Source organism: Clostridium lundense DSM 17049 (genome assembly GCF_000619945.1).
GTDB lineage: Bacteria > Bacillota > Clostridia > Clostridiales > Clostridiaceae > Clostridium_AO > Clostridium_AO lundense.
On sequence record NZ_JHVC01000003.1, the window covers coordinates 247247 to 273781 of the forward strand.

Consider the following 26535-nt stretch of genomic DNA (forward strand, 5'->3'; position numbering starts at 1 on the left):
TCTAATTAATTTTATCATCATCTTCTATATCAATACCAGCTAATTTCATAAGATAAAGTGCATTCCTAGTAGTAGAAATACCTTTTCTAAGTTTATAATCAAAATGTATTTCGTTATTTTTGTAGTACTCTCTAAAATAATAATTTTTCACTTGTTTATTTTCCTTCTCCAAATCACCTAACTCTAAATCATGAGTTGACACAAGCCCTAGCACTTTTTCATTACTTAATTTATTTATTAATATTTTTGCTCCAGTATGTCTATCAATAGAATTAGTTCCCTTAAATATTTCATCTAGCAAGAAAAATATAGGCTTTTTATTTTTAACCCCTTCCATAAGCTCTTTAATTCTCAACAATTCTCCATAAAAAGAAGATATATTTTTTTCTAAATTGTCACTAATTCTCATACAAGTATATATATCCATTAAAGAACAATGGAAACTTTCACAACAAACCGGTGCTCCAACATATGCTAATACTAAATTAATACCTACAGTTCTAAGCAATGTGCTTTTACCAGACATATTAGACCCAGTAATTAAAAGTATCTTATCTTCTTTACCTATGGTTAAATCATTCTTTACAGCTTTTTCTCCAACTAATGGATGTGCCATATTTTTTCCCTTAATTAGAAGATAATCTTCTTCAAAAGTAGGCATAGCCCATGTTGGATTTTCATAGCGTAATAAAGCCAAACTTGATAATACCTCAAATTCTCCAATGACATTTAACCATTTTTCTAAATCTTCTCCCCAGTTTTTCTTCCACTTTTCTAATTTCATCATAGTATGATAATCCCATAAAGTAAGTATATTAAAAGGCAGATATAAAAAATTCTTTCTATCAGAAGTTAAATTAGAAATCTTAACTAATTCTCTTATTCCATCTGATGCTTTAACATTATTCTTTTCAAGATTTTTTTCTAGCCCTCTTAAGTATTGTGACTTAAAATCACCTTTTTCTATAAGTTTAATCATTTCATAATAACTTTGTATATCTTTTTTATGTATATATACTGTATCTAAGGAGTTTGACCTACTGCCCTTTTTAACAAAAAGTAAAACGGTTTGAATAAAAATAAAAAACAACGGAATATAGTAATGTAATTTAGATGTGGTTAAAAATAACACACTTAAGACTATTGTTACTATTGGCAGTACATTAACTATTAAAACTAAAAATTTCTCGCTATATAATGGATACCTCTCCCCTGCCCAATTTAATAATCTTTCTAAATTACTTTTTTTATTCTCTCTTAATAGCCCCTCACCCATGTATCTTTGTCTCCAAGATATTTTCTTCCCTAATTCAGCTATTGCATCTTGTCTTTTATATATTTCTTCTACAGTATAATTGTAACTTTCAAAGGTTTCTTTTAATTTTCTTCTTCCTATAGGTGTAGTGCTACAATTTATATATTGAAAAAGAGATGCTTTTCCAAATATGTCTAAGTCATTTGAATATGGGTGATTCTCATCTATAAATTCCTCTCCCATATCCTGAAACTTTTTCCACTGCCCTTCCATACGTTTTATTCCATCTTCATTTATATTTACTATCTTATATGTAAGTTCTTTGTTTTTTATTACTTTTTCATGAGTTATAGCCAATACTATAAATAAAATTATAGTAACTAAAAATATGGCAGTAGAAAAATAATACTTTCCTAATTTGTAATAGAAAAAAAGAGTAAATACTACCCCTGTTATAAAAGTTATCAATCTTAATGTACTAAAAAAATTTATAGTTTGTTTTTGTTTTTTTAATAATTTGTCTAGTTTATCTTTTCTTTTTGAGTATTTTATTTTAATATCTTCCAATGCATTCATACTCCTATCTTTCTTAGTATTTTAATATTTAGCTATGTTCATTATATTTATTTACATTATCTCATAATTTATCCTTATTGAAAACACATTTAAATTTAATATAAAAGCATATAACCTAATGGCCATATGCTTCTACATTTATATATCTTAATTATTAGATTTTACTCCTCAGATGGAGTATTCTGCATAGGAGTCATTCCGCCTTGCATTGGGGTCATTCCTCCCTGCATCGGGTACATTCCTCCCTGCATTGGAGTCATTCCGCCTTGCATCGGGTACATTCCTCCCTGCATTGGAGTCATTCCTCCCTGCATCGGGTACATTCCTCCCTGCATTGGAGTCATTCCGCCTTGCATCGGGTACATTCCTCCCTGCATTGGAGTCATTCCTCCCTGCATCGGGTACATTCCTCCCTGCATTTGGTACATGCCTCCCATCATCGGGCACATATGTTGCATTGGACACATATGACACATATGATGCATCATATGCATGTGCTCATCCATCCCCATCATTGTATTACCCATCATAGAATAGTTTTCCATAAAGCACCTCTTAAAATAATTTTCAATTACAGTATTATCATATTAACTATATAGCTTTTTAGTTCCTATTATAAAAAATTATTAAATAATTTTTTTAGATTATAACTTATAAATTATAAAAACTAGCATATGAATTAAAAAACAGTGTAACTTTTAGTTGATAATGAAAAACTAAAAGTAAAGAGTAGTTGAAATTCAATCCAACAATTGGTAAAATTATTTTTATAATATAATAATTATATGTACTAAAAGGAGGTACTTTTAAAATGCCTTACATTAATTCTACAATAACCTTAAAGCTTTCAGAGGAAAAAAAAGAAAATATAAAAACTAAACTGGGGAAAATAATAAGTGAAATACCAGGCAAAAGTGAAGAGTGGCTTATGGTAGGTTTTAATGATAACCATACCCTTTATTTTAGAGGAGAAAAAAAGGAAAAAGCTGCTTTTGTTCAAGTACAAATATGTGGTTCCACAGATAGAAAATATAAAAATAAAGTTACTGAAAGTATATGTACTCTACTTCAACAAGAATTATCCATTTCTAAGGATAATATTTATGTAACCTTCCAAGAAATACAAGACTGGGGCTGGAATGGAACCTTATTTTAAATTTTTTGTTATAACAAAGTCCATTTCCAAATTTTAAAATAGGAAATGGACTTTATATCATAAATTTATTCATCTTCCCAAAGAAACTTTTCACAAATAGCATATACATTATTTAAAATTTCTTCTACTCTTCCTCTATATTCTTCTTTTTCCTCTCTTAATAAATCTTCATATATGTCAATTATATTTTTCTCATCTTCACTACAGTATTTTCTTAATTCCTCAAGTTTTAAAGGATATATTCCTTCTCTTGCTGCACATCTATATCTAAAGGCCCACATAAGCGGTTTTAAAATTCTTTTCCCAAGCTTTTTCTTAAGTAGGATTTCTTCACTTTCATTGGTACATATAAAATGTCGTATACCCATTAATACATAAACCACAAGTTTTTTGCTATTCTCTATAAACTCTTCTCCTTTAGGGTAGGGCACTTTTAAAGAACCATATAATACTTTTCCATCTGTACTATATTGTATAGGACTATACTCCCTTATAAAAAAAGGAATTAGACTTTCATCAAAAGATGTACATTGAGGATTTAACTTAGGCTCTATAGGAAGTTTTGAGAGTATCTGAGATATAGAGTTTAAGTCATCATACTGAACCTTATCTAGAAAAATCCACATATCAATATCACTTTTTTCTCTTTCTTCTCCTCTGGAATAACTTCCAGTTAACAATATACATTGTACTCTTTCTCCAAAGCATTCTACTACTTTATTTTTAAAAGTTTCAATTTTTTTATAGGGATCCATTCAATCCTCCTCTAAAAATCGCTTACAATTTCTAACAAAAGTTAATAATGAATGAAAATTTTTTCTCCTCTACAGAAAATCTTTAGCCTAAAAATTTTTACTATACACTATCCATCTGTACTCTCTTATAATTTGTATTCAACTTTTCCATTAATAATTGTATAAAGTGTATTAGTTAAACTATCTAATGGATTTCCATCAAATATGGCTATATCTGCATCCTTGCCATTTTCTATACTTCCTACCCTATCAGCTACACCTATTATTTCTGCTGCATTTATAGTTATGGCTTTAAGTCCTTCTTCTAAGTCCCATCCTTCTTTAACTGCAAGCCCTGCACACATAGGAAGGTATTGTATAGGGATAACTGGGTGATCTGTCATTATAGCCACCTTTATTCCGGCTTTGTTTAATTTTTTTGGAGTTGTAAAAGATTTATTTCTTGTTTCTATTTTTCCCTTAAAAGTTAAAGTTGGTCCAACTATTGCTGGTACTTCAGCATTTTTTATATATTCAGATATAATCTCTCCTTCAGTACAATGATCCAAGGTAAGAAGTACATCAAATTCCTTAGCTATTCTTATTGCAGTAAGAATATCATCTGCTCTATGGGCATGTGCTTTTAGTGGTATTTTCTTTTGAAGTACTGGAATTAATGCCTCCATTTTCAAGTCTATATCAAAACTATCTCCTTTAATTTGGGCAGAATCTTTTTTCTGCTTATAGTTTTTAGCTTTTATTAAAGTATCCCTTAAAAGAGCTGCTGTAGCCATTCTTGTCATAGGCATTTTTCCCTTGGAATTATATACTCTTTTAGGGTTTTCTCCAAAAGCTATTTTCATAGCTGCAGGAGCCTTCATTACCATATCGTCTACACATATGCCTTTAGTTTTCATAACAACAAATTGTCCACCTATAACATTAGCGCTACCAGGTCCTGTCATAACCGTAGTTATTCCAGCCTTAATAGCTTCCTCAAAAGCTGTATCTAATGGATTTATTCCGTCTATTGCTCTCAAATGAGGTGTAATAGGATCTGTAGTTTCATTTATATCACTTCCTTCAAACCCCATGCCCTCTTCTTTTAATCCTATATGACAATGTGCATCTATAATTCCTGGTATAACCCAGCCACCTTTAGCATCTATTATTTCAGCATCTGTTGGAACTTCTATATTTTCACCAACTTCAATTATCTTACCTTCATCAATTAATATACAGCCATTTTCATACTTCTTCTCTGCCATAGTAAATATTTTACCGTTTTTTATAAGTATCATTTTTATCTATTCCCCCGTTATCAAATTTAATAATGAAAACTTCTTTTTAAAGTGGAAAATAAAAATTTGTTTTTACCCTTTAAAAATACTCTTCTCTATATAAATTATATATGATTCTAGCACATAAATGCATTTTTTAAGTATTTTTAGTAGCTTAATCTATGTGTATTTTAAATATTGGTACATTTTCCTTCTCAAATACCATTAAATAATACTCTTTTATATCTAACTCTATAGATTCATATATTGTATGATACATTTTTAATTTTTTATCTTCACTAAAATTTATCATTTCCTTTTTTATAACCCCTTCTAAATTTGAAGGTACTATGTTCCATAACGATTTTCCGTTATTTTTGCTTTTAGGATTTTTATATCTATGTATTTTAAAGTCATCTATATCATAAATATATTTTTTCTTATCATCTGTAAAAATTACTATTCTAGTCCCAGTATATTCTCCATTAGCACTATAAAATTGTTTAATAAAATGAATGTGTGATCTTCTTCTATTTGAATATTCTCTCATAATATTGATACCTTTCTAAAAACATTTCCTTGCTTAACCTTTACTAATATATTTTACTATAAAGTTTATAATTTACAATTGCTATCTAGTACTTTCCCATATAATTATCGTATAAACTTATAATATTGATTATTAAGAAGGTGAATTTATGAAAAAGTATTTTAGCTATATTTTTTTAGCTTTAATTATTTGCAGCTTATTGTTTGCTAGTTGCGGAAGTAAAGAATCTAAATTATCTCCCAACTCTGTTCCTAATATAAAAAGAGGCTCTGCTATTGTAGAAAAATCCAATACCAATCTAAACATAGGAAGCAAGGAATCTTCTCAAAAACAAAGTGAAAAAAAAGAAGAAACAAAAAATACAAGTAACCCTTCTGGAAGAAAAATTATTCAAAGAGGAAGTATTCAACTTCAAGCCCTAGATTTTGATAAAACTATTAAAGAAATAATATCAAAAGTTAATTCTATTGGCGGATATGTAGAAAGTTCTAATATAAATGGTAATAAAATTGAAGATGAGAACAGTAGTGAAAATAGAACCGCATCATTAACTTTAAGGATTCCTGAAAAAAAATTAGAAGAGTTTATGTCCTCTGTTGGAACCCTAGGAAATGTTCTAAATAAAAGCTTAACTGGAGAAGACATTACAGATCAGTATTTTGATAACGAAGCTCATTTAAAAGCTCTTAAAATTCAAGAGGATAGATTACTAGAACTTTTAAAAAAGTCTGGGGAATTAAAGGATATATTAGAAATAGAAAAAGAATTAACGAGAGTACGATATGAAGTAGAAAACCTAACTGGTAGTTTAAAAAAATTTGATAGCCTAATTCAATATTCCACCATAAATATCAAATTACAAGAAGTTGAAAAATTTCAAAAGGCTAATCCTGTTTCCCTAAATGATAAAATTTATAAAAGTTTTAAAGACTCTATAGAAAATATTATCTCAATACTAAAATGGTTATTAATAACTGTCGTTAGCCTTATACCTTATTTAATTATAATAGTACCCATTACATTTATAACTAAATATATATTGAGAAAGAAACATATACAAGTAAAAAACCCATTCAAAAGAAATAAAAATAATTAATATTTGTAAATGTTTATCAATTATTAATATATTCATAATTTAATGTTAATAATTAAATTATATAATAATTATACAGTCGATAATGCAATTGTACATTATTTTACACGACCTCCCCCTTTATAGAAAACGGAAGAGAGCTCTTCCGTTTTTTAGCGTTTAAAAACAAGAATTCTTAGACACCCTCAAAAAAATAACAGCTGATTTGTATACTCCCTTAAATATACAAATCAGCTATAAAGTAGACTCTAATTCTTGCATAAATTCTTCACTAATTATTTGAATTTCACCCTTCCTTTCTGCCCTTCGCACTAATAGAACAATTTAAACTTTAATAAAAATTTACCTTGTAATACTAAAATTCTAACTTAATTACTATAACCTTATAACACATAAACTCTTTAGTCTAAATAAGAGTAAAGGCTCATATTTAATTATTAAGGGATATATAGTAAAGAATTAGAATCTACGGGTACCATCCATTACTTTTCCTTGGAGGATACCTATAACTATTAGTGTTTTTATATGGTCTATGTTAATATTTTGGTGGAATCACCCCTATCCATAGTATATTTTATAAATAAGATAAGATTATATTGATTTTTAATTAACCTCCTTACACTTATTTATAATTTAATTAATCTTCTTGAGTTTTTTGATAATTAATTGTTTTGTTATTTCTATAATACAATATTCTGATTATTTTGTCAACATGTTATTGAGTATTATTCTGTACTTTTCTTTTAAAAAATTATATAATATTACTTGATTTTTTCTTGTAATAAAGCGAGGTGATTTAGTATGAAAAATGAATATAAGGTTTTAGTAGAAGCATTTGGTTATCCTATATCTCATATAGAAAAAGAAGATGACTATAGTATAAAGTTTTACAAATCCATGGATGATGCTTTTCATCAAAGCTTCAATATAGCAAAAGTAGATGAAGAAAATAAAATTCTTCAAATATTTGATCACGAAAACATATTATTAGAAAATTTAAGATTACCATAAAAAATTACTACGTAATTTTTTAGAGCACAGATTACAGAGCAAAGATAACATATATACTAAGAGGCTTTTCTATAAAGAAAAGCCTCTTAGTGGAGTTTAGCTTAACTTTAAGGTAAGCTAGACTTTTATTAAAAATTTTTCGTAATGTCAATGGAGAAAATTTCTCCTTATCTGTACTCTGTGATCTATACTCTGTACTCTAAGAAAAATTGGTCACAATTTTTTAAAATACATTTCTATTTCTTTATTTGGCAACGGTCTACTTAAAACATAGCCCTGTATTTTATCACATTCTTGCATTTTTAAAAATTCAACCTGTTTTTCTAGTTCTACTCCCTCCGCTACTACATCTATCCTCATTTTATGTGCTAGTTGAATTATTTCACCTGTTATAGCTTCATCTATTGATTCATCTCTAATATCATCTACGAAAACTTTATCTATTTTCAGTGTATTTATAGGCAGCTTTTTTAAATAATTTAATGATGAATATCCTGTTCCAAAATCGTCTAGAGATATCCTTATCCCCATTTCTCTTAAATACTGTAACTTTTTTACAACGGAATCAATTGATTGCATCAAAGTACTCTCTGTAATTTCTATATCTAGGAATTTGGGCTCCATATCTACTTCACTTAAAATATTCTTAACCATATTTATAAAATTCCCTTGTTGTATCTGAAGAGCAGATACGTTTACAGATATGTTAATATTTTTATACCCCATTTTTTGCCACAATTTATTCTGCCTACAAGCAGTTTCCAGCACCCATTTTCCTAAAGGAACTATCAGTCCAGTACTTTCTGCTAGTGGAATAAATTCAGCAGGGGATACTATACCTCTTTGAGAATGCTTCCATCTTATAAGCGCTTCAACTCCTATAATCTCCCTGGTAGATAAACTCATCTGAGGCTGATAATATAATAGAAATTCATTATTCTCTATAGCTCTTCTTAAATCCCTCTCCAATTTTGTTCTTTCTAAAATATTATTATATATAGACTTATGAAAAAATTCATATCTATTTTTCCCTCTTTGCTTAGCTATGTACATAGCGCTATCTACATTTTTTAACAACGTAGATGAATCACTTCCGTCATTTGGATATGCATCTATTCCTATACTTGCTGTAGTATAGACTTCATGCCCTTCAACCATAATAGGACTTTGAAACTGTTTTAATATTCTTTCAGCTACAGCAACCATATCACATTTGTGTTTAATTGAATTCTTAAATATTAAAAATTCATCTTCACTCATTTTACATATGATATCTTCATTACCTAAAATACCTTTTAGTTCATTACCTATAGCAATCAAAACTTTATCCCCAAATTCATGCCCTAAGGTATCATTTATATTTCTGAAATTATCTAAATCTATTAACATAAGTGCAAATTTAGTCTCTTCTGTTCCTTTATTAATCTGTTCTTTAATTCTTTCTTTTAGAAAATGAAAGTTAGGTAATCCTGTAAGCCTATCATAATAAGCTAGTTGTTTTATTTTTTCTTCATACAACTTTCTATCTGTTATATCTGATAGAGAACCTGCCATACGTATAGGCCTTCCATCCTTATCTCTCAATATTTTTCCTCTGGTTAATACCCATTTGTATTCTTCATTTTTAAATTTTATCCTGTATTCACACATAAGATAAGGGGTTTTTCCTCTTAAGTAATCCTTTAACGTGCCAAACGCTTTATCTAAATCTTGGGGATAAATAAGCCTAGTTAATTTTCCTATTATACTTAGATTATCATTTATATCTTTATTACTTATTTCATTTTTCCACTTTTCTGAAATAAAAAATTCATTATTTAGAAAATCCCAATCCCAAAGTGCATCATTTGCTCCTTCTACTGCTAATCTATATCTTTCCTCACTTATTCTTAATGCCTCTTGGTTTCTTTTAAGTTCTTTATATTGATTTCTAAGTTCTTCTTCTGTTGTAGATAATTCTTCATATATGCTCGTAAGTCTGTCATATTTCATTCTTATAGGATTTTGCATTATATATCACCTACTTAATTGAAGTAATGACCGTTTTAACCCAATTACATTTTATTAAAATAAGTATAGTAACTACTATGCCCATATATCAATATATTACCACATTTATCTTCCATAATATAGATTTTATATATAAAACTTTTATTAATTTACTAATGAATTTTACACATAAAAAAAGGAAGTTATACTTCCTTTTCTATAAATTACAATTAGCAAATAATCAAAATCTCAGCTATATATATTGCTACAACCTTTATTTATGAAAACATATTTCTTTATAAATTTCCTTATTGTCTAAAAAATGAATTATATTATCTGCAATAAAATTACATAGTGACTTCTTGCCTTCATATGGAACATACATTAAGAAATCGGCAACCTTTTTACTTTTGAGTTTATCAATAATACTATTTATATTTATAATAACTTCCATCATATTTGCACTATCATCAAAATAATTATTAATTCGTCCAATTATTTTATTAGAAATATTTTCTCCATTAATAAATTTACTAATCATAGGATTAGAACTATTAATAAATTTATTAATTTCATCTTTTATTTTATTATTTACTTTATCATTCTGCATAAATCCCTTGATATCTTTAGAAATCTTTTCCTTATTATTATAAACGTATACTTTTAAAATATTTTCAAATCCAGATGGGAGAATGTCTTCAAAGGTTTTATCTCCTTTTTCTGCACTTCTTACCCTCTTCCAAACCTCTTTATTAATTTTTTCTCTTAAATTTTCATTATGAGAAACCTGTTCAATGTCCTTTACTAAAATATTATTTTCTTCATTTTTAAAACTCTCCATTTTCTTTAATAACTTTTTATAAGATCTAATTATTTCTTTAAATTCATCTTCATTTTCTGTATCTCCATCTATATCTATCCTTAATTCATTGATCCTATTATTAATTAAATTTTGTATACTTTGTACTTCATTATAATCTAAATCAATATACATATTATCACCTCAAGACAATATTTTTTTATTCTTTATATTATCTATATTATTAGTTTTCGACATTCATTAATAAAATTCCTTTATAACTAAATAATTTATTTACCTATACTCCAATAATAAACTCTATTAATTAAATAATGAATTATCAGTAAATTTTACTATACAATATTTTATAAATATATTAAAATTATTAGTAAGGCTTAGGATCTCCTCAAACATGAATAAAAGGTAAATGGTTAAAAAAACATATTAACTATTTGCCTTTTATTTATTATTAATACTAATATCATTTCCACTTTAATAATATACTATATTTAAATATATATAATTTTCGAAAGGAGCGATATTTTTGAAAAAATCCTTATATACCACTATAACAGTATTTTTTATATTTATATTTATTTTTATTTTTTATGTAAGGTTTGCTGAATATAAAAATATGGAAAATCTAAAATCCAATCCATCACAAACTATATCCCTACAAAATCATACTATTGTAACTTTACCAAAGATATCTGATAAAGCTATAAGTTATAAAAAAGTTAATTTAAATATATGGTCATTAAATTTATTTTTGACCTTTGCTATTCCTGTTTTATTTTTAACAACAGGACTTTCTTTAAAATTAAAATCTTTTGTAGAAAATACAACTAAAAGTTTCATATTGCAAATAGCATTTTACTTTATACTGTTTACAATAATAAACTGTTTAATAACTTTACCTTTAGACTATTATAGTAGGTTTATTAATAAACATAATTTTGGTTTATCTAATCAAACTTTTGCGAAATGGCTTAGTGATTATTTAAAAAGTTTCTCTTTATCTACTTTAGTTGGTGCAGCTTTTTTATGGATTCCATATTTTATAATAAAATCCAGCCCTAAAAGATGGTGGCTTTATTTAGGTCTTTTATCTATACCAATACTCCTATTTACTACATTTATATCCCCTATGTATATAGATCCAATATTTAATAAATATACTAGTTTAGAGAATAAAGGTTTGGAAAAAAAAATATATAATCAATTAGACAAAGTTGGACTAAAAGACAGTAAAGTTTATCAAGTAAATAAAAGTGTAGATACTAAAGAAATGAATGCATATATGACAGGAGTATTTTCATCTAAAAGAATAGTACTATGGGATACTACCATAAATAACTTAGCTGAAAAAGAAACACTAGCAGTTACTGCTCATGAAATTGGCCATTATGTTATGGGTCATGTTTGGAAATCCATAATATTAGGTGGAATCTTTACTATATTAATTTTATATTTAGTAAATAAAAGTGGATTATGGATAATAAAAAACTTCGGAAAAATATTAGGCTTTAGAAATTTATATGATATTGCTGCTCTCCCTCTTATTGTACTTCTTATGAATGTCTTTATGTTTTTAGGGAACCCAGTGATGAATACTTACTCTAGATCTCTAGAAAGAGATGCAGATACTTTTGAATTAGAATTGACACAAAATAATTATTCAGCTATAACCTCTACTATAAAGCTTCATGAAAATAGTTTGGTTTTACCTCATCCAAGCAAAATATACGAAATTTGGTATTATACTCATCCTTCATATTATGAAAGAATAGAATTTGCCTCTAAATATATGCCTTGGATTGAAAATAAGCCACTAAAATACAATAAATATATTAAAAAATAGTTTAACCCCCCTTTCATAATATTTGTTGTACACTATTTAATGGTATATAATTAAATTTACACCAATTAGATATAATTTCTTTATTTAATCGAAGGAGGGTAATTTATGAAATTATTAATTAAAGATCACTTTCCAAATCTAACAGTAGAAACTACTAAAGGAACTATACATCTACCTGATGACTATAAAGGACAATGGTTCGTTCTTTTTAGTCATCCTGGAGATTTTACACCTGTATGTACTACTGAATTTGTTTCCTTTCAAAAGAAATATAAAAAATTTAAAGAACTAGGTGTTGAACTTATAGGATTAAGTGTTGATAGTGTAGAATCTCATCATGAATGGATTAAATGGATAAAAGAAAATATTCATATTGGAATTCAATTTCCTGTTATAGGTGATGAAGATAAAAAAATATCATCTACTTTAGGCTTAATTCATCCTAATGCTGGAGATACAGATACAGTAAGAGCTGTAATAATAGTAGACCACAAAGGAAACGTAAGAGCTACTTTTGAATATCCAAAGGAAATAGGACGAAACATAGATGAAATTTTAAGAACTGTAACAGTACTTAAAATGGCATCAATAAAAAAAGTTTTTTCACCTGCAAATTGGCCTCATAATGAAGTCATAGGTGATAGAGTTCTATTTCATCCAACAGAACCTTTAGATCCAAAAAAAGATAAAGAAAAAGGAATCTATTCACTATCAGATTGGTTTGTATATAAAAACATAGATGAAGAATAAAAAAAGTGCAATGCACTTTTTTTATTTGATTTCACATGGAATATCTTAAAGCAGTAGTTACAATTTTAAATAGAAAGAATGATACAGTTGCATTAATTAATGTAGCTGGTAAAACTACAGTTAAAACTAATGATTCAAATGAAACTGGTAGTCCAACTATTAAGAATGCTGAAGTTAAAAATACCATTCCACTTATAAATGTTCCTATAATAGATACCAATATAATTGTAATATTATTATTCATCTTATTCTTAAATACCTTAAATAATACAAACACTATTTGACAAGTTATAATTTTATCTATTAAGTTAGGTATTTGTCCACCTGGAAAAGTAGTAGCTGCTGCTGTTAAAATCCCTGATACTATACCTACTATAATAGTAAGTTTATAATCACCAACTAAAAATATAGCAATAAACATCATTATAAGCAAAAAATCTGGTTTCATTCCAAACAATAATGGCGGAGTGATTTGATGAAGTATGAATCCTATAGCTAAAAATAATGAGGACATAACAAAATTCTTTAATTTCATATTAAATAACTTCCCTTCTAATTTTATATTTTTAATAAAATACTCTAACAAAACTGCTTCACTTCATAACATAACCACTCCCCCTTTCATTAAATTATTTTTTGACAAATAAAAAACCTTCGACCCTAAATATAGGGCGAAGGTATTATTTCGCGGTACCACCTAAATTATGCAAAAATGCATATCTCATTACTGGGATACATACATATCCTGTCCTTTTTAACGGTAGGCTTCCGGTAAATACTACTTTCTTTAAAAGATTTCGGTTTACTTCTATAAGGTCCATTCGTTAAAACCTATATTGCTAAGATTCCACCATCCTCAGCTCTCTTTAAATAATCAGCTTTAATTACTCTTCCTTATCACTGAATTTCTTTTATTTAAATTTATATTTTTATGTTATCATTTAAAATAGTACCTGTCAATATGCTTTTAAATATGCTTCGATATTTTTCCTCTTTGCACTTTTTCATTTCTTGTACTATAATAAATATATATTATTAACTAATATCAATTACACGCTAACAAGGAGTGTTGTTATGTTAAATTTTAAACCTATCTCAATAGAAAATAAAGACTTATTTAATAGTTTTTTAAATCCATATACTTTTTCTACTTGTGAATATTCCTTTACAAATTTATATTTATGGAAAAAAGGATGTAATATAGAATATGCTATTTTAAATGATACGTTAATAATAAAAAAAATAGATTTTGATCATTCATCTCATTTTATGCAACCAATAGGTTATAAAAAAGAAAATTTAAAGGAAATTGTAGATGAACTTATAAAATATAAAGAAGAAAATAATTTAGATTATTTGTTTAAAGATGCAGAAGAACCTTTTATACGGGATCTTAAAGAGCTCTATAAAGATTCATTGATAATAGAAGAGGATAGGGATAATGCAGACTATATATACTTAAAGGATGACTTATTAAATCTTTCTGGCAGAAAATTTCACGGAAAGAAAAATCACTATAATGCATTCAAGAAAAAATTTGATCATAGATGGGTACCTCTAACAGAAGATATTATAGAAGATTGTATAAAAGCCTCTAAGGAATGGTGCCGTAAAAATGACTGCAAAGGTTATATACTTTACGAACTATATGGAATTCAAGATTTACTTAAAAACATGAACAAATTAGACTTTATTGGAATGGCTGTATATGTAAATGATAAAATATCTGCCTTCACTATAGGAGAAAAAGTAAATACCGATATGGCCATAATTCATATTGAAAAAGCTGATTCTGATATAAGAGGACTTTACGCTTATATTAACAAAACTTTTGTAGAAGAATTTCTAAATGATGTAACATATATAAATAGAGAACAAGATTTAGGTATAGAAGGATTAAGAAATGCAAAACTTAATTATAATCCTATAAAACTTGAGATGAAATACTCTGTAAAAAATGTTAAATAACTTTTTTATAGATAATAAAAGCACAGATAAAAAAATTACTTAGCAATCTGTGCTCTTTGTCTATACTCTGTGCTCTATAATGTTAAATTCTATAGTAAAAGCTGTTCATTTAACCATTTCACAATATCTTCCATAACATCTGTTCTATTGACTTCATTTAGCATTTCATGTCTACCATTTTCATACACTTTATATTTCACATTTCTTATCCCGTTTCTTTTATACATATTATATAAATTTACAATGCCTTTTCCATTATTGCCCACAGGGTCTTTGGACCCACCAAAAATATAAATAGGTAAACTTTTATTTATATTATTTATCACTTCATTTGTGTGTATGTCTTTTAAGCCTTTCAAGAAATAATAATAAAATGAAGTTGTAAACACTGTACCACAGTATTCATCTTCTATATATTTATCTACTTCTTTATCATCGCTACTTAACCAATCAAATTCTGTTCTATTTGGTTTAAATGCTTTATTATAATTACCAAAGGATAACTTATTTAATCTTTCACTTTTAGCCTTACTTCCATGCTTTTTCATTTCAATATTAGCTATTAAAATACCTAAATTTAATATAGTTCCTGCTTTTCCATTAGTTCCAGAAAGAATAACCCCTTTTAATTCATTTCCATAAAGTGATATATATTTTTGAGATAGAAAAGAGCCCATGCTGTGACCAAATAGGAATACAGGGATTTCTGTATAATCCTCTTTAATAACATTGTTTAATTCTTTCATATCTTCAACCATACACTTGAAGCCATCCCCTTCTCCTATATAACCTAAGTTTTCCAAGTTTCCTGCTGTTTCTCCATGACCTCTATGATCATTTATATACACAGCAAATCCATTTCTTGTTAAAACTTCTCCAAACCTTTTATATCTTCCTCTTCTCTCTGCCATACCATGAGCTATTTGTACCACTGCTTTAGGTTGTTCTTCTGGAAGCCATTTTGTAACATAAATTTTTATGCCCTCACTATCATTAAAAGAAAAGTGACTAGTCTTCATAATTTTATCCCCCCATTTAACTTCTAATATATTCATATTCTATCACAAATAAAACTTGCCTTTTTTTATGTTATAAAGTTAACATTAAAAATAAAACAGTGAAAATTGAGATAGAAATTCTTCTTTGCATTATGCTTAAAGAATCTCTGCTTCTCTATTTCCACTGTTTACAGTTGAATATTAATTAAATAACTTATTCAAATACATTTACTAACTTATTAAACAATTCTTTATTCTCTTTTATTCTTTCTTCACCACCTAAAACACATATATATTGTTCCTTCATACAACTATCAACTATATTAGCTAAATTTCTAATAGAAACTATTTTAGAGTCTATTATTTCTTCTCTTTCTTTTCGTAAATCTTCTATAGTTATATTACTAAAATAGTTAGCTGCAGCTTTGTCTGCCTTCATAGATGGAGAAAGAGGTGAATCTATATCACTTATAGTTCCTATTATATATTTTGTCATTTCACGTTCATCAGTATCAAAAGATTCTATATACTTAACTGCTCCATCATAAACTTTAAGAGTATCCTTTAAGTTTGGATCTCTATAAGATACAAAATACATGTTACCATTTCTATTAAAGCCGCCAAAACAGCCGTATGCTCCGCCCTGTACTCTTACATTATTCCATAGATAGTCATAGCTTATGATAGTCTTAAGTACCTGCATAGCTCCTGTATATTCATATCCTAATTTTTTATAGTTATATCCTTTTGCATTAAATTGTACTTTACCTGATGTCATTAATCCCTCATTTTCTGGATTTAAATTGAAATAGTATTCAAAATACTGTAAGTCTCTACTACCAAGCTTATTATATAGTACTGAAAAATTATCCTTGAAATATTTATATTCATCTTCTTGTAGTGCTACACTTACAATAAGATTTTCTTTATTAAATATAAGCTTTGAAACTTCTTTTAACTTATTTACTATATCTTCCTTCTTGCTTTGGAAGTTATTTTCTAATTCCATTATAAAATGATAGAATGTTAATCCTGTTACACCCTCTAAGTAATTTGCTACAGGTGAGAAGTATGATGCCAATCTTGCAGCAGTAACCATATGCCCTCTATCAAATATAGTCATTTCCATTCTAGATTTAAGCTCCGAAATTATTTCATTTATACGCTTATAATCATCAAATTTACTTCCACTTATCTCTTCTCCTAAAAGTTCAAACATTTCAGGAAGCTTTCCTATTAAAGCCTTAGACTTTACTTTCATCATAGGTATAAATTGATCTGGATTTTTACTATCTGAATAAGCTGTTGCAGAATAATATATTCCTCCAGTGTGTATATTTACTTCATTAGACAATTCTTCATAACTGTATTTTTCAGTACTAACCTTTCCTAATACACTAGATAAAAGCCCTACATAAGGTATTAGCTCCTGAGGCACCACTGTAGTATTAAAATATAGATTCACATATGCAATTTTATTTGTGAATAAATTATGCTTAAGAACCTTTATACCTGATTCATCTATAATCTCTAAAGGTAACTCTTCTGTTTTTCTATCTATATCTTCTATGGATAGTAGTGGTATTTTCTTTAGATCCTCTGGTGAATCAGAAGACATTTGTCTTTCCTTTAATTTTTTAGTTTCATCTATTATCTTATTTAATTCTTCTGGTGAAAGCTTTTCTTTATATTCTTTTAGCTTTTCTTTTAGCTCTCTCTCCTTTTCTTCTCCCAGTCCTTTTTTAGGTTTCACCATGAGTAGAGAACTATGACTGTTATTTAAAATATATTTTTCTATCAACTTTTCAAAGTAATTAGATTTTAAAGCTTCTTTTACTTTTTCAAGTTGTGGCTCATAGTTAAGATGTATAAGCGGATTTTCATCGTATAGCCAACTATCCATACACTTTATACCATATATTAGTCCTGTAGGATATCCTCCAAAATCAGCTTCTCTTAAAGCAAATTCCTTTATATTTATAGAGGATTCTATAAGTTTTTTATCTATGCCATTTTTCACTAAATCCTTTAGTGTATTAAGTATAACTGACTTAAATTCATCTTTTTTATCTTCATTAGAACCCTTTACTACTATACTAAATGTAGGTTGTAAAATGCTGTTATCAAAGCTTCCAAATACATCTTTTCCTATATTAGCTCCAATAAGAGCTTTTTTAAGTGGAGCTGCTGGTGTTTCAAGAAGTAAATGCTCTAATATATCAAAGGCAAGATATAATTCCTTATCTGTAGATTTTCCTACAGTAAAATTTAGGCTAAGGAAAGTCTTATCCTCTTCTTTTTCATTTGGTGATATAGGATAATCTACTACAGCTTCTCTCATACTAGAGAAAGTAGGCTGTATTCTTATTTTTGAATCAATATTAAGCATTTTAAAATCCTTTAAATAATTATCCTGTATAAACTTCAATTCTTCTAAAACATCTCCATCACCATATAAGAATATATAACTATTAGATGGATGATAATATCTTTTATGAAAATCTATAAATTCTTCGTAACTAAGTTCAGGTATAACCTCTGGATCTCCACCAGATTCCACTCCATATGTAGTATCTGGAAATAGTGATTCTGATATTTTTCTCATTAAAATAGATTCAGGAGAAGAATATGCTCCTTTCATTTCATTGTAAACTACACCTTTATATTGTATATCACTTTCTTTATCATCTAATTCATAATGCCATCCTTCTTGCATGAATATTTCAGGATGCTTATATATATTAGGATAAAGCACGGCATCTAAATAAACATCCATAAGATTGAAAAAGTCTTTTTTATTTCTACTAGCTACAGGATACATTGTTTTATCCCCAAAAGTCATAGCATTTAAAAAAGTATTTAAAGATCCCTTTATAAGTTCTACAAAAGGTTCCTTTGTTGGAAACTTTCTTGATCCACATAATACAGAATGCTCTAATATATGCGCAACTCCTGTACTATCCTTTGGCGGAGTTCTAAAGGCTATAGAAAACACCTTATTATCATCCTTATTTTCTAATTTTAATAGTTTAGCTCCAGTTTCTTCGTGCTGAAACATTAATGCTTTTGAATTAATTTCTTTTAACTCGTCTTCGCTTAATAGTTTAAATCCACTATAAACTTTTCCTATTTCTAAACTCATTTTTTTACCTCCTCCAATTTTAATTTAAACATTCATTTAATACCTCTAATATCTTATAAACTATAGTATTAGTAATATATTAATAAAAAAACATTTTTTATTATATTTATATTATGCCATAAATATGAAAGTTTTTTTATATTTATTTTAAAAACTATAATAAATGTCTATATTTTGTATAAGTTGCATTTAAATAAAAATTTTATTAAATTTATTTAAATTACAGAAAAAAATATATTGACTTTTTATGTTATTATTGCTATTATTTAATTAAATAAAGTCGAATATTGTTTAAAAAGGAGAGTTTTTAATATGAAATCAACTGGTATTGTAAGAAGAGTAGATGAGCTTGGAAGAATAGTTATTCCAATAGAGTTAAGAAGAACACTTGATATCGAAATAAAGGATTCTTTAGAAATTTTTGTAGATGGAGAACATATTATACTTAAAAAATACAATCCATCATGCATCTTCTGTGGAAATGCAAAAGATGTAGTAAACTATAAAGGTAAAAACATTTGTAAAAGTTGCCTTGAAGAGCTAAAGTCAGAAAGATAATTTCATCTTTCCCTCTTACTCTTATAAAAAAAGATACATGCCCCCCATGTATCTTTTTTTATTTATTCCTTTTAATTAAACTCAATCTGAAAAGATAAATCCATTAATTTATAAAATAATTAAAATTTTTTAAAATAAAATGTTAATCATTTCAATTTTTTTACGATAAATTTAGAGAATAAAAATAGTATTATAAAAAGATTGCGTCGCAACTTTTTTACATTGGAGGTTTGACGAAATGAACAAATTAAAAAACTTGATTATTGTTTCCTGTATTACCGCTTCAATTATATGTAATCCTATTACTATTTCAGTAAAAGCCTATACCGATAACTTACTACCAAATACCCTTAACGATGCCTATAATAAAAATAATATATTTACCGTTTATGGTTATAAAGGACAATGTACTTGGTTTACTTATGGCAGAGCTTTAGAAAAGTTAAATGTTAAATTGCCTAATGCCTTTTATGGTAATGCAGTAGAATGGTGGTACGATAACGTTAATAAAAACGTTTTCCCTTATGGAGAGGAACCAAAAGCTAATTCTATAGTTGTTTGGTCTGGTGGAAATTTAGGATATGGTCATGTAGCCTTTGTTGAAAAAGTAGAAAATGATACTGTTTATTTTAATGAAGGTAATTTTTCTGTAAGAGGAGACTACGATCAAAAATTAAAAAATCTCTCTAAGGAAAGTATGAAACAAAGAGGAAACTTATATCTTAAGGGTTATATATACCTAGATGAAGCTGATAAAAATACTTCTAACGAATCACCTGAACAAGCTTCTTCTATAACTGAAAAATACAAATATGGTATACCTAAAATAAGTAATGGATCTACTTTAAATATAAGACTAAACCCTTCAACTAGCTCTAAAATATGTGGAACTTTAAAAAAAGGAGATACATTCTCAATCCTCTCCAAAGTAGCAGATTGGTATAAAATAAAATTTAATTCTACTACTGGTTATGTAAATAGTGAATATGTAACGCTCACTAATAAAGGACCAGCTCCTACAAAACCATCTAATAATACACCTAACACTACTTCAAATAAAAAATATGGCTTAGTAGTTTTACGTAGTAAAAATTCAGGATTGAATCTTAGAAATTCACCTTCTGAAAAAGGTAAGATTATTAATTCTATACCTAATAATACCAAAATCGAAATATTAGGAACTACTAATGGATGGCATAAAGTAAATTATAAAGGATTAACAGGATACCTTTCTTCCCAATTTGTAAAAGCATTGTAAATTTAAAATTGAGATTTGAGATTTTATAATTTCTTATAGACTAATCAATGAATTTTTGTGGTAATATAAATATTAACTATAACAATTATGGGGTGATATATTGGAAAACAAATTAAAAATAAAAATATCTGAAACAGCTTATAATAAAATTACTGAGTTATTAGATACTCATAAAGAATATGACTGTGTGAAATTCTCATACTCTCCTGGCTGCTGCAAATCTCCTAAAGTATCCATATTATTAGATAATATGAATGAAAGTAATATTATAGATAAGATTGATGATCTTAATATAATCTATGATGAAAATTTACTAAATAATATTAGTGAAATTCAATTGATATATAAAAACAATGGCTTTGCAGCAAAAGCATTACCTAGAGATGGTAGCTTTCCTTGCAATAATACTCATAGAGATAATTCCTCTTGTGGCAGTGGCTGCTCAAAATGCAATAACAATTGTAAATAAAAAAGTGCACCGCACTTTTTTAGAGTACAGATATCAGAACGCAGATAACAGATTCTGTACTCTGTCATCTGCGCTCTGTACTCTAAAAAGTTGCTTTGCAATCTTTTTAACAATATCCTCTCTATACACTTAACCCTTTATCCTGCTTTTCACATTTTAAAAACATCCATACAGAAGGTGCTATTATTAGCATATAACCTAAAATACTTAAATAATCCGGAATCTCTCTCCACAATACAAATGCGATCATTTGAGAAAAAATTACATTTGTATAGTTATATATAGACACCTTAGATGCTTCTGCATATTTATAAGATACAGTTAACGAAAATTGAGCCATAGCTGCAAGACATCCTGACGCTACTAGCAATGATAATTGCTCTATTGCTAAAGGTTGAAAATTAAAAATGACAAAAGGTAATGAAATACATGATGATATAAATGAAAAATAAAATACTACAGTATAAGAATTTTCCTTATCTCCTAAATATCTAACTAGAGTATAGGCAGCCCCAGCAAATGCAGCAGACAAAATCCCTACTATAGCTGGCAATACACTTACATCAAATTTGGGTTTAATTATGCATAGTGCACCTAAAAAAGATAGTATTAATGTAACCACCTGTGTTCCTGTTAATTTCTCCTTTAAAAAACATGCAGCAAAAATTATTACAAAAAAAGGATGCATCTTATTTAACATAGAAGAATCAGCTAAAATCGTAGTGTTGTCTATACAATAAAAATAGCATATAGCCCCTAAAGCTCCAAACACACCTCTTAACATTAAGTACTTTCTATTTTTCTTACTTCCCCAAATTTTTTCTTTATTTTTTTTTATAATCATTACAGTTATAGTTACATTTACAAAATCCCTTAAAAAAACTTTTTCAAATGTCTGAACTTCCCCTGATAATTTTACTAGAGCTGCCATTATAGCAAAACAAAAGGATGATAAAATCATATAAAATACTGCTTTTTTACTTTTACTCCAATGATTCAAAAATAAACTCTCCTCCTGGATTGATTGCTATGTTCACAATATATAATATTAATATATGAGTTAATCATAAATATATATCTGAAAATTCTATTCTTATTTTTTCTACATTGCTATGTTGATGTAAACATTTCTTACTTTCCTTATCTGGATGTAACTTAGCAGGAAGCTTTATAACAAATTCACTTCCCTTTCCATATTCACTATTTAAATATATCTTTCCACCATGCATTTCTACTAAAGCTTTAACTAAAGAAAGCCCTATACCACTTCCTTCATTATTTCTTGAAAGTGATTTATCTACCTGAATAAATCTTTCAAATATAGAAGCTCGTTTTTCATTAGGTATACCTATTCCAGTATCCCTTACATATAATTCAATATATTCATTTTTATCTTTTATAGTTACATAAATACTTCCACCTGATTCTGTAAACTTTATAGCATTAGAAAGTAAATTCAACATTACTCGTTCTATTTTATCAACATCACAAGTTAATATTTTTTCCTCTATATCTGTATCAAATATTACTTCTATGCCCTTAATTTTAGCATACTGAACAATTGACATAGTAATATTCTCCACTACAGTTACTATATCTGCATTTTCATAATGAAGCTTAAAATAACCAGAGTCTATTTTAGTTATATCTATTAAATTATTAGTTAATCTAACTAATCTATAGCAATTTTGTTTCATCATATTCATATAGTTCTTTAACCTATTAATATTTTCCTCATCAGAACCCTTTACAATGAGACAACACATTTGAAGAGCACTAAATATAACATTTATAGGTGTTTTTATTTCATGAGAAATATTTGCAAAAAAATCAGTTTTTAATTTATCATATTCCATTGCTTCCTTTAACAATTTATTTTTTTCTTTTATTTTTTTATTAAGTTTCTGATTTTTTTTACGCTCGGTAATATCCCTTACTACGTTTAATATTACATTTTCTCCTCCAAAGGGATAAAAAGTTGACATAACCTCTACATCTACTATCTTCCCATCTATTTTCTTTATTTTTTCTTCTCTTAAAGGTATAAACCCCTCATCCTTTGTCAATTGCTCCTTAGACTTTTCATAATAATCATTAATTAGGTATTTTTTTATATTTTCACCTCTAAGCTCTATTTCATTCTTACTTCCAATCAAATTAGCTCCTGCATTATTACAAAATATTATCTCATCTTCATAAATTAAAAATACACCATCTGGTAAGCATTCTATTAACTGTCTGTATCTTTTCTCACTTTCCAATAATGCTAGTTCAGACTGTTTATGTTTAGTAATATCTCTAGAAATTATAAGTAAACCTTTTCTGTTTCCATTCTCATGAAAAAGAGGTACCTTTATAGAATCAAATATTTTGACTTTTCCATCTTTTTGAGGTATAAAATCTTCTTCTCTTCTTATTTTTCCTTCTTTCCATATTTCCTTTTCATTCTCTTCTAACTTAATAAGGGTATCTTTATGAAAGTGATTAATTTCTCCTAATTCCATATTATTTTTTCCTATATATTTTTCTTTATCTATTTCAAACAAATTAATCTGAGCATCATTAACTTCTTCCCATCTGCCTTCACCATCTTTAAAACATACACAGTCAGGCATAGCATTAATTAAGGTTCTTAGCCTGTCCTCATTTTCTTGTAGGGCTTTTTCTACCTGTTTTCTTTGAGATATCTCTTCCTTTAATTTCACTATGGCCACTTTTAAACTTTCCGTACTTTTTTCCACTTTCTTTTCCAATTGTTCATTTAGTTCCTTAACTCTGTTATACATAATGCTATTTTCTATAGAAACTACTCCATGTGCCCATAAAAGTTGTATCATTTTTATTTTATCTAAATTAAAAGCCTCCGTACGTATATTATTTTCTAAATATAAAATAGACTTTAAATTTCCTTTAACTAATATTGGAATGCATAGTATAGATTTCACTCTATTTTCTTTAATATATTTGTCCTCTTTAAATCTATAATCTTTTTCTCCATCATTTACTACTACTGTATTTAAAGTATTAACTACATAATATACGATACTTTTGGGGACATTATCTACTTCATCTAAATTAACACAATACCTAGGTTCATCATTATTACGCACTTCATTTTCCAAATTTATATTTTTTGTTTTTATTAAACATCCTCTTTCAGCTTCACAATTTATGATTGATAATTTAAGTAACTCATTAAAAAAATTTTCTAATGAAATTTTTTCAATATTAAAAATTTCATCAATATCCCCCCTTTCATTTAGGCCTTCATCCATATTATAAAAAATCATAATTTTATTAATCCCCTTTCAAACAACAATAAAATTATTAAATCTTTTTTTATCTGCAAGAATATTTATATTTTGATTCCAAAACTATACATAGATAATTATACTAAATAAATACTATATTGGATTACATTTTCATATTCATTTTTTCTACATAAAAACGTAAAAAGAGACTCCCATTTCCGAGAGTCTTCTTATTTTAAAATACCATTAAATTATATTTAGATTTTTAGCTTTACTTACTTATTAACTTTACATAAAATGTTATTTCATCCCCTTCACATTCTGCCCATATGTCTCCGCCATGGAGCTTCACTATATTTTTAGAAATAGCAAGTCCTAATCCACTTCCTCCAGTAGACTCCGATCTAGACTTTTCCACCCTATAAAATCTATCGAAAAGTTTGCTTAAGTCTTCTTTAGGTATACTTTTTCCTTTATTTTTTATATAGAAAATACCATACCCATCTTTTTTATTCAAACCTATTTTAATTTCTCCAGGTTTATAGCTATATCTAATAGCATTCATAATTAGATTTTCAAAAACTCTTACCAATTTATCTCCATCAGCTTCAACAATAATATCATCTGCTACCATATCTTTTGTAACAAACGTATTATTTTCTTCAAAAATCGGTACAAATTCCTCTATAAGTTGCTCCAAAAGTCCATTTAAAGTTATATCGCTTACATTTAATTTTATTCCCCCTCCAGAAAGCTTGGTATATTCAAAGAGTTCTTCAATTAATACTTTAAGCTTTTCTGATTTATTGTAAGCAATATTAATATATTCCATCATCTGTTCTTCATTTTCAAACTTTCTATCCTTTATTAGGTTCAAGTATCCTAATATAGATGTGAGTGGAGTTCTTAAATCATGAGAAACATTTGTTATAAGTTCTCCTTTTGTCTTTTCTAATTCTCTTTCTCTTTCTATCTTATTATTTAATTCATCTGCCATAAAATTTATATTGTCAGCCAAATGTGCTAACTCATCTTCTCCATTTTTATCAATCCTATATTTTAATTCTCCCTTAGCCATATACATAACTCCTATAGCAATATCTTGAATATATCTTACTTTTCTTCCTGCAATAAAATAAAATAGAAATATAAAAAACACTACAGATAATAACAGAGCAAAAAAAGATTTTTCTTGTTGATTATATCTAGTTTGTATTTCTCCCTCTGGTATTCCTTTAACTATAACATAAGCTCTGTTGTCATTAAAATCAACAGGATAAAAACTTATAAATTCACCTAAATTTTTTCCATTTTGATTATAATCCTTATATTCATAGAAATCATATTTAAAAGTAGTTGCATTCTTAATTACAGTGTGTATATCTACCTGTGTTTCATCTGCATTTGAAGTTTTATATAAAACCTTACCTGATAAATCTGTTATCAAAATCTTATATCTACTTTCATTGTATGAATTTACTATGTTCTCAATTTTACTACTATCATTAATACTAATTTTTTGTGCATCCAACTGACTTCCTATATTAGATGCTCTTTCTAACATCTGTCTAATGCTATTAGAATAGTTTATTACAGAATAGGTACTAGTCCTCGAAAAATAGGAATTAGTAAATGTAAACACTATAAAGGCTGCGGATAAACATATACCAAATACTACAATAAGTTCCCATCTAATATTTTGATTAACCCTTTCTTTTAAATTAAAGTATATTTTTTTCATTTTACCTATAATAACTCTGAAAGGCTTAGTGAAAAATCTCCATAACCATCTAAAAAGTCTTAGTTTCATAGTTCACCTCATATCTTCTATAGTATT

General features: G+C 27.3%; 22 protein-coding genes and 1 other annotated feature. Of the genes, 9 read left to right on the top strand and 13 right to left on the bottom strand.

Translation table 11 applies throughout. From position 1 onward, the window contains the following. Position 1 precedes the first annotated feature (1 nt). Together T514_RS0107140 and T514_RS25620 are read right to left on the bottom strand one after the other, a co-directional pair. Positions 2-1822 carry a MutS family DNA mismatch repair protein gene (locus T514_RS0107140; RefSeq protein WP_027624155.1) on the bottom strand — a complete coding sequence of 607 codons (1821 nt, stop codon included), beginning with the start codon at positions 1820-1822 and terminating at the stop codon, positions 2-4. 170 nt (positions 1823-1992) lie between these two features. Continuing rightward, on the bottom strand, positions 1993-2376 hold the full coding sequence (locus tag T514_RS25620; protein WP_027624156.1) for a hypothetical protein: 384 nt from the start codon (positions 2374-2376) through the stop codon (positions 1993-1995). Positions 2377-2642: 266 nt separating this feature from the next. Between T514_RS25620 and T514_RS0107150 the strand changes: the two genes are divergently transcribed. Next, complete coding sequence (locus tag T514_RS0107150) at positions 2643-2987, top strand: phenylpyruvate tautomerase MIF-related protein (RefSeq protein ID WP_027624157.1); 345 nt, start codon at positions 2643-2645, stop codon at positions 2985-2987. Between the two features lie 65 nt (positions 2988-3052). On the opposite strand, the gene T514_RS0107155 is transcribed toward T514_RS0107150, so the two are convergent. The 3 genes from T514_RS0107155 to T514_RS0107165 form a co-directional block, all read right to left on the bottom strand. Next, entirely contained in the window at positions 3053-3742 is a 690-nt protein-coding gene (locus T514_RS0107155) for a nucleotidyltransferase domain-containing protein (protein ID WP_027624158.1), read from the bottom strand. Between the two features lie 125 nt (positions 3743-3867). Then, positions 3868-5022 carry an amidohydrolase gene (locus T514_RS0107160; protein ID WP_027624159.1) on the bottom strand — a complete coding sequence of 385 codons (1155 nt, stop codon included), beginning with the start codon at positions 5020-5022 and terminating at the stop codon, positions 3868-3870. A gap of 154 nt (positions 5023-5176) precedes the next feature. Then, a complete protein-coding gene (locus T514_RS0107165; protein ID WP_027624160.1) occupies positions 5177-5551 on the bottom strand; it encodes a hypothetical protein in 375 nt (124 codons plus the stop codon). A 148-nt stretch (positions 5552-5699) separates the two neighbouring features. Between T514_RS0107165 and T514_RS24085 the strand changes: the two genes are divergently transcribed. Both T514_RS24085 and T514_RS0107175 read left to right on the top strand, forming a co-directional pair. Beyond that, positions 5700-6647 (top strand): DUF4349 domain-containing protein, encoded by a 948-nt coding sequence (locus T514_RS24085; protein ID WP_051541872.1) that lies wholly within the window; start codon positions 5700-5702, stop codon positions 6645-6647. Between the two features lie 798 nt (positions 6648-7445). Continuing rightward, positions 7446-7655: a hypothetical protein gene (locus tag T514_RS0107175; RefSeq protein WP_027624161.1), complete on the top strand. Its 210-nt coding sequence runs from the start codon at positions 7446-7448 to the stop codon at positions 7653-7655. A gap of 213 nt (positions 7656-7868) precedes the next feature. Here the strand turns inward: T514_RS0107175 and T514_RS24090 are convergent, their stop codons facing one another. Both T514_RS24090 and T514_RS24095 read right to left on the bottom strand, forming a co-directional pair. Next, positions 7869-9665: a putative bifunctional diguanylate cyclase/phosphodiesterase gene (locus T514_RS24090; RefSeq protein WP_051541874.1), complete on the bottom strand. Its 1797-nt coding sequence runs from the start codon at positions 9663-9665 to the stop codon at positions 7869-7871. A gap of 253 nt (positions 9666-9918) precedes the next feature. Further along, the gene (locus tag T514_RS24095; protein ID WP_034868390.1) at positions 9919-10638 is read right to left on the bottom strand and encodes a hypothetical protein; all 720 of its coding nucleotides are present in this window, start codon (positions 10636-10638) and stop codon (positions 9919-9921) included. Positions 10639-10987: 349 nt separating this feature from the next. Between T514_RS24095 and T514_RS0107190 the strand changes: the two genes are divergently transcribed. Together T514_RS0107190 and T514_RS0107195 are read left to right on the top strand one after the other, a co-directional pair. Then, the gene (locus T514_RS0107190; RefSeq protein ID WP_027624162.1) at positions 10988-12304 is read left to right on the top strand and encodes a M48 family metallopeptidase; all 1317 of its coding nucleotides are present in this window, start codon (positions 10988-10990) and stop codon (positions 12302-12304) included. Positions 12305-12409: 105 nt separating this feature from the next. Continuing rightward, positions 12410-13054 carry a peroxiredoxin gene (locus T514_RS0107195; RefSeq protein WP_027624163.1) on the top strand — a complete coding sequence of 215 codons (645 nt, stop codon included), beginning with the start codon at positions 12410-12412 and terminating at the stop codon, positions 13052-13054. Positions 13055-13085: 31 nt separating this feature from the next. Here the strand turns inward: T514_RS0107195 and T514_RS0107200 are convergent, their stop codons facing one another. Next, positions 13086-13589, bottom strand: a complete 504-nt coding sequence (locus T514_RS0107200; protein WP_027624164.1) for a tryptophan transporter — start codon at positions 13587-13589, stop codon at positions 13086-13088. Between the two features lie 129 nt (positions 13590-13718). Further along, positions 13719-13964 (bottom strand) — a binding site (T-box leader). Positions 13965-14128: 164 nt separating this feature from the next. Between T514_RS0107200 and T514_RS0107205 the strand changes: the two genes are divergently transcribed. Then, a complete protein-coding gene (locus T514_RS0107205) occupies positions 14129-15022 on the top strand; it encodes a DUF2156 domain-containing protein (protein ID WP_027624165.1) in 894 nt (297 codons plus the stop codon). 89 nt (positions 15023-15111) lie between these two features. Here the strand turns inward: T514_RS0107205 and T514_RS0107210 are convergent, their stop codons facing one another. Together T514_RS0107210 and T514_RS0107215 are read right to left on the bottom strand one after the other, a co-directional pair. Then, a complete protein-coding gene (locus T514_RS0107210) occupies positions 15112-16041 on the bottom strand; it encodes an alpha/beta hydrolase (RefSeq protein ID WP_027624166.1) in 930 nt (309 codons plus the stop codon). A gap of 193 nt (positions 16042-16234) precedes the next feature. Then, positions 16235-19162, bottom strand: coding sequence for an insulinase family protein (locus T514_RS0107215; protein ID WP_027624167.1), 2928 nt, complete (start codon positions 19160-19162; stop codon positions 16235-16237). A gap of 312 nt (positions 19163-19474) precedes the next feature. Here T514_RS0107215 and T514_RS0107220 point away from each other — a divergent pair, with 312 nt between their 5' ends. The 3 genes from T514_RS0107220 to T514_RS0107230 all read left to right on the top strand — a co-directional run bounded on the left by T514_RS0107220 (position 19475) and on the right by T514_RS0107230 (position 21447). Then, entirely contained in the window at positions 19475-19720 is a 246-nt protein-coding gene (locus T514_RS0107220) for an AbrB/MazE/SpoVT family DNA-binding domain-containing protein (RefSeq protein WP_027624168.1), read from the top strand. Between the two features lie 238 nt (positions 19721-19958). Further along, on the top strand, positions 19959-20978 hold the full coding sequence (locus T514_RS24100; protein ID WP_051541876.1) for an SH3 domain-containing protein: 1020 nt from the start codon (positions 19959-19961) through the stop codon (positions 20976-20978). 100 nt (positions 20979-21078) lie between these two features. Further along, the gene (locus T514_RS0107230; RefSeq protein ID WP_027624169.1) at positions 21079-21447 is read left to right on the top strand and encodes a hypothetical protein; all 369 of its coding nucleotides are present in this window, start codon (positions 21079-21081) and stop codon (positions 21445-21447) included. Between the two features lie 121 nt (positions 21448-21568). Here the strand turns inward: T514_RS0107230 and T514_RS0107235 are convergent, their stop codons facing one another. The 3 genes from T514_RS0107235 to T514_RS0107245 all read right to left on the bottom strand — a co-directional run bounded on the left by T514_RS0107235 (position 21569) and on the right by T514_RS0107245 (position 26508). Continuing rightward, positions 21569-22447, bottom strand: coding sequence for a DMT family transporter (locus T514_RS0107235; RefSeq protein WP_027624170.1), 879 nt, complete (start codon positions 22445-22447; stop codon positions 21569-21571). A 64-nt stretch (positions 22448-22511) separates the two neighbouring features. After that, positions 22512-24737: an ATP-binding protein gene (locus T514_RS0107240; RefSeq protein WP_051541878.1), complete on the bottom strand. Its 2226-nt coding sequence runs from the start codon at positions 24735-24737 to the stop codon at positions 22512-22514. 232 nt (positions 24738-24969) lie between these two features. After that, a complete protein-coding gene (locus tag T514_RS0107245) occupies positions 24970-26508 on the bottom strand; it encodes a sensor histidine kinase (RefSeq protein WP_027624172.1) in 1539 nt (512 codons plus the stop codon). Positions 26509-26535 lie beyond the last annotated feature (27 nt).

Bases quoted from the DNA above. Each gene is read 5' to 3' on its own strand.
- T514_RS25620 (WP_027624156.1), bottom strand. From the start codon at position 2,376: ATGGAAAACTATTCTATGATGGGTAATACAATGATGGGGATGGATGAG.
- T514_RS0107150 (WP_027624157.1), top strand. From the start codon at position 2,643: ATGCCTTACATTAATTCTACAATAACCTTAAAGCTTTCAGAGGAAAAA.
- T514_RS0107155 (WP_027624158.1), bottom strand. From the start codon at position 3,742: ATGGATCCCTATAAAAAAATTGAAACTTTTAAAAATAAAGTAGTAGAA.
- T514_RS0107160 (WP_027624159.1), bottom strand. From the start codon at position 5,022: ATGATACTTATAAAAAACGGTAAAATATTTACTATGGCAGAGAAGAAG.
- T514_RS0107165 (WP_027624160.1), bottom strand. From the start codon at position 5,551: ATGAGAGAATATTCAAATAGAAGAAGATCACACATTCATTTTATTAAA.
- T514_RS24085 (WP_051541872.1), top strand. From the start codon at position 5,700: ATGAAAAAGTATTTTAGCTATATTTTTTTAGCTTTAATTATTTGCAGC.
- T514_RS0107175 (WP_027624161.1), top strand. From the start codon at position 7,446: ATGAAAAATGAATATAAGGTTTTAGTAGAAGCATTTGGTTATCCTATA.
- T514_RS24090 (WP_051541874.1), bottom strand. From the start codon at position 9,665: ATGCAAAATCCTATAAGAATGAAATATGACAGACTTACGAGCATATAT.
- T514_RS24095 (WP_034868390.1), bottom strand. From the start codon at position 10,638: ATGTATATTGATTTAGATTATAATGAAGTACAAAGTATACAAAATTTA.
- T514_RS0107195 (WP_027624163.1), top strand. From the start codon at position 12,410: ATGAAATTATTAATTAAAGATCACTTTCCAAATCTAACAGTAGAAACT.
- T514_RS0107200 (WP_027624164.1), bottom strand. From the start codon at position 13,589: ATGAAATTAAAGAATTTTGTTATGTCCTCATTATTTTTAGCTATAGGA.
- T514_RS0107205 (WP_027624165.1), top strand. From the start codon at position 14,129: ATGTTAAATTTTAAACCTATCTCAATAGAAAATAAAGACTTATTTAAT.
- T514_RS0107210 (WP_027624166.1), bottom strand. From the start codon at position 16,041: ATGAAGACTAGTCACTTTTCTTTTAATGATAGTGAGGGCATAAAAATT.
- T514_RS0107215 (WP_027624167.1), bottom strand. From the start codon at position 19,162: ATGAGTTTAGAAATAGGAAAAGTTTATAGTGGATTTAAACTATTAAGC.
- T514_RS0107220 (WP_027624168.1), top strand. From the start codon at position 19,475: ATGAAATCAACTGGTATTGTAAGAAGAGTAGATGAGCTTGGAAGAATA.
- T514_RS24100 (WP_051541876.1), top strand. From the start codon at position 19,959: ATGAACAAATTAAAAAACTTGATTATTGTTTCCTGTATTACCGCTTCA.
- T514_RS0107240 (WP_051541878.1), bottom strand. From the start codon at position 24,737: ATGATTTTTTATAATATGGATGAAGGCCTAAATGAAAGGGGGGATATT.
- T514_RS0107245 (WP_027624172.1), bottom strand. From the start codon at position 26,508: ATGAAACTAAGACTTTTTAGATGGTTATGGAGATTTTTCACTAAGCCT.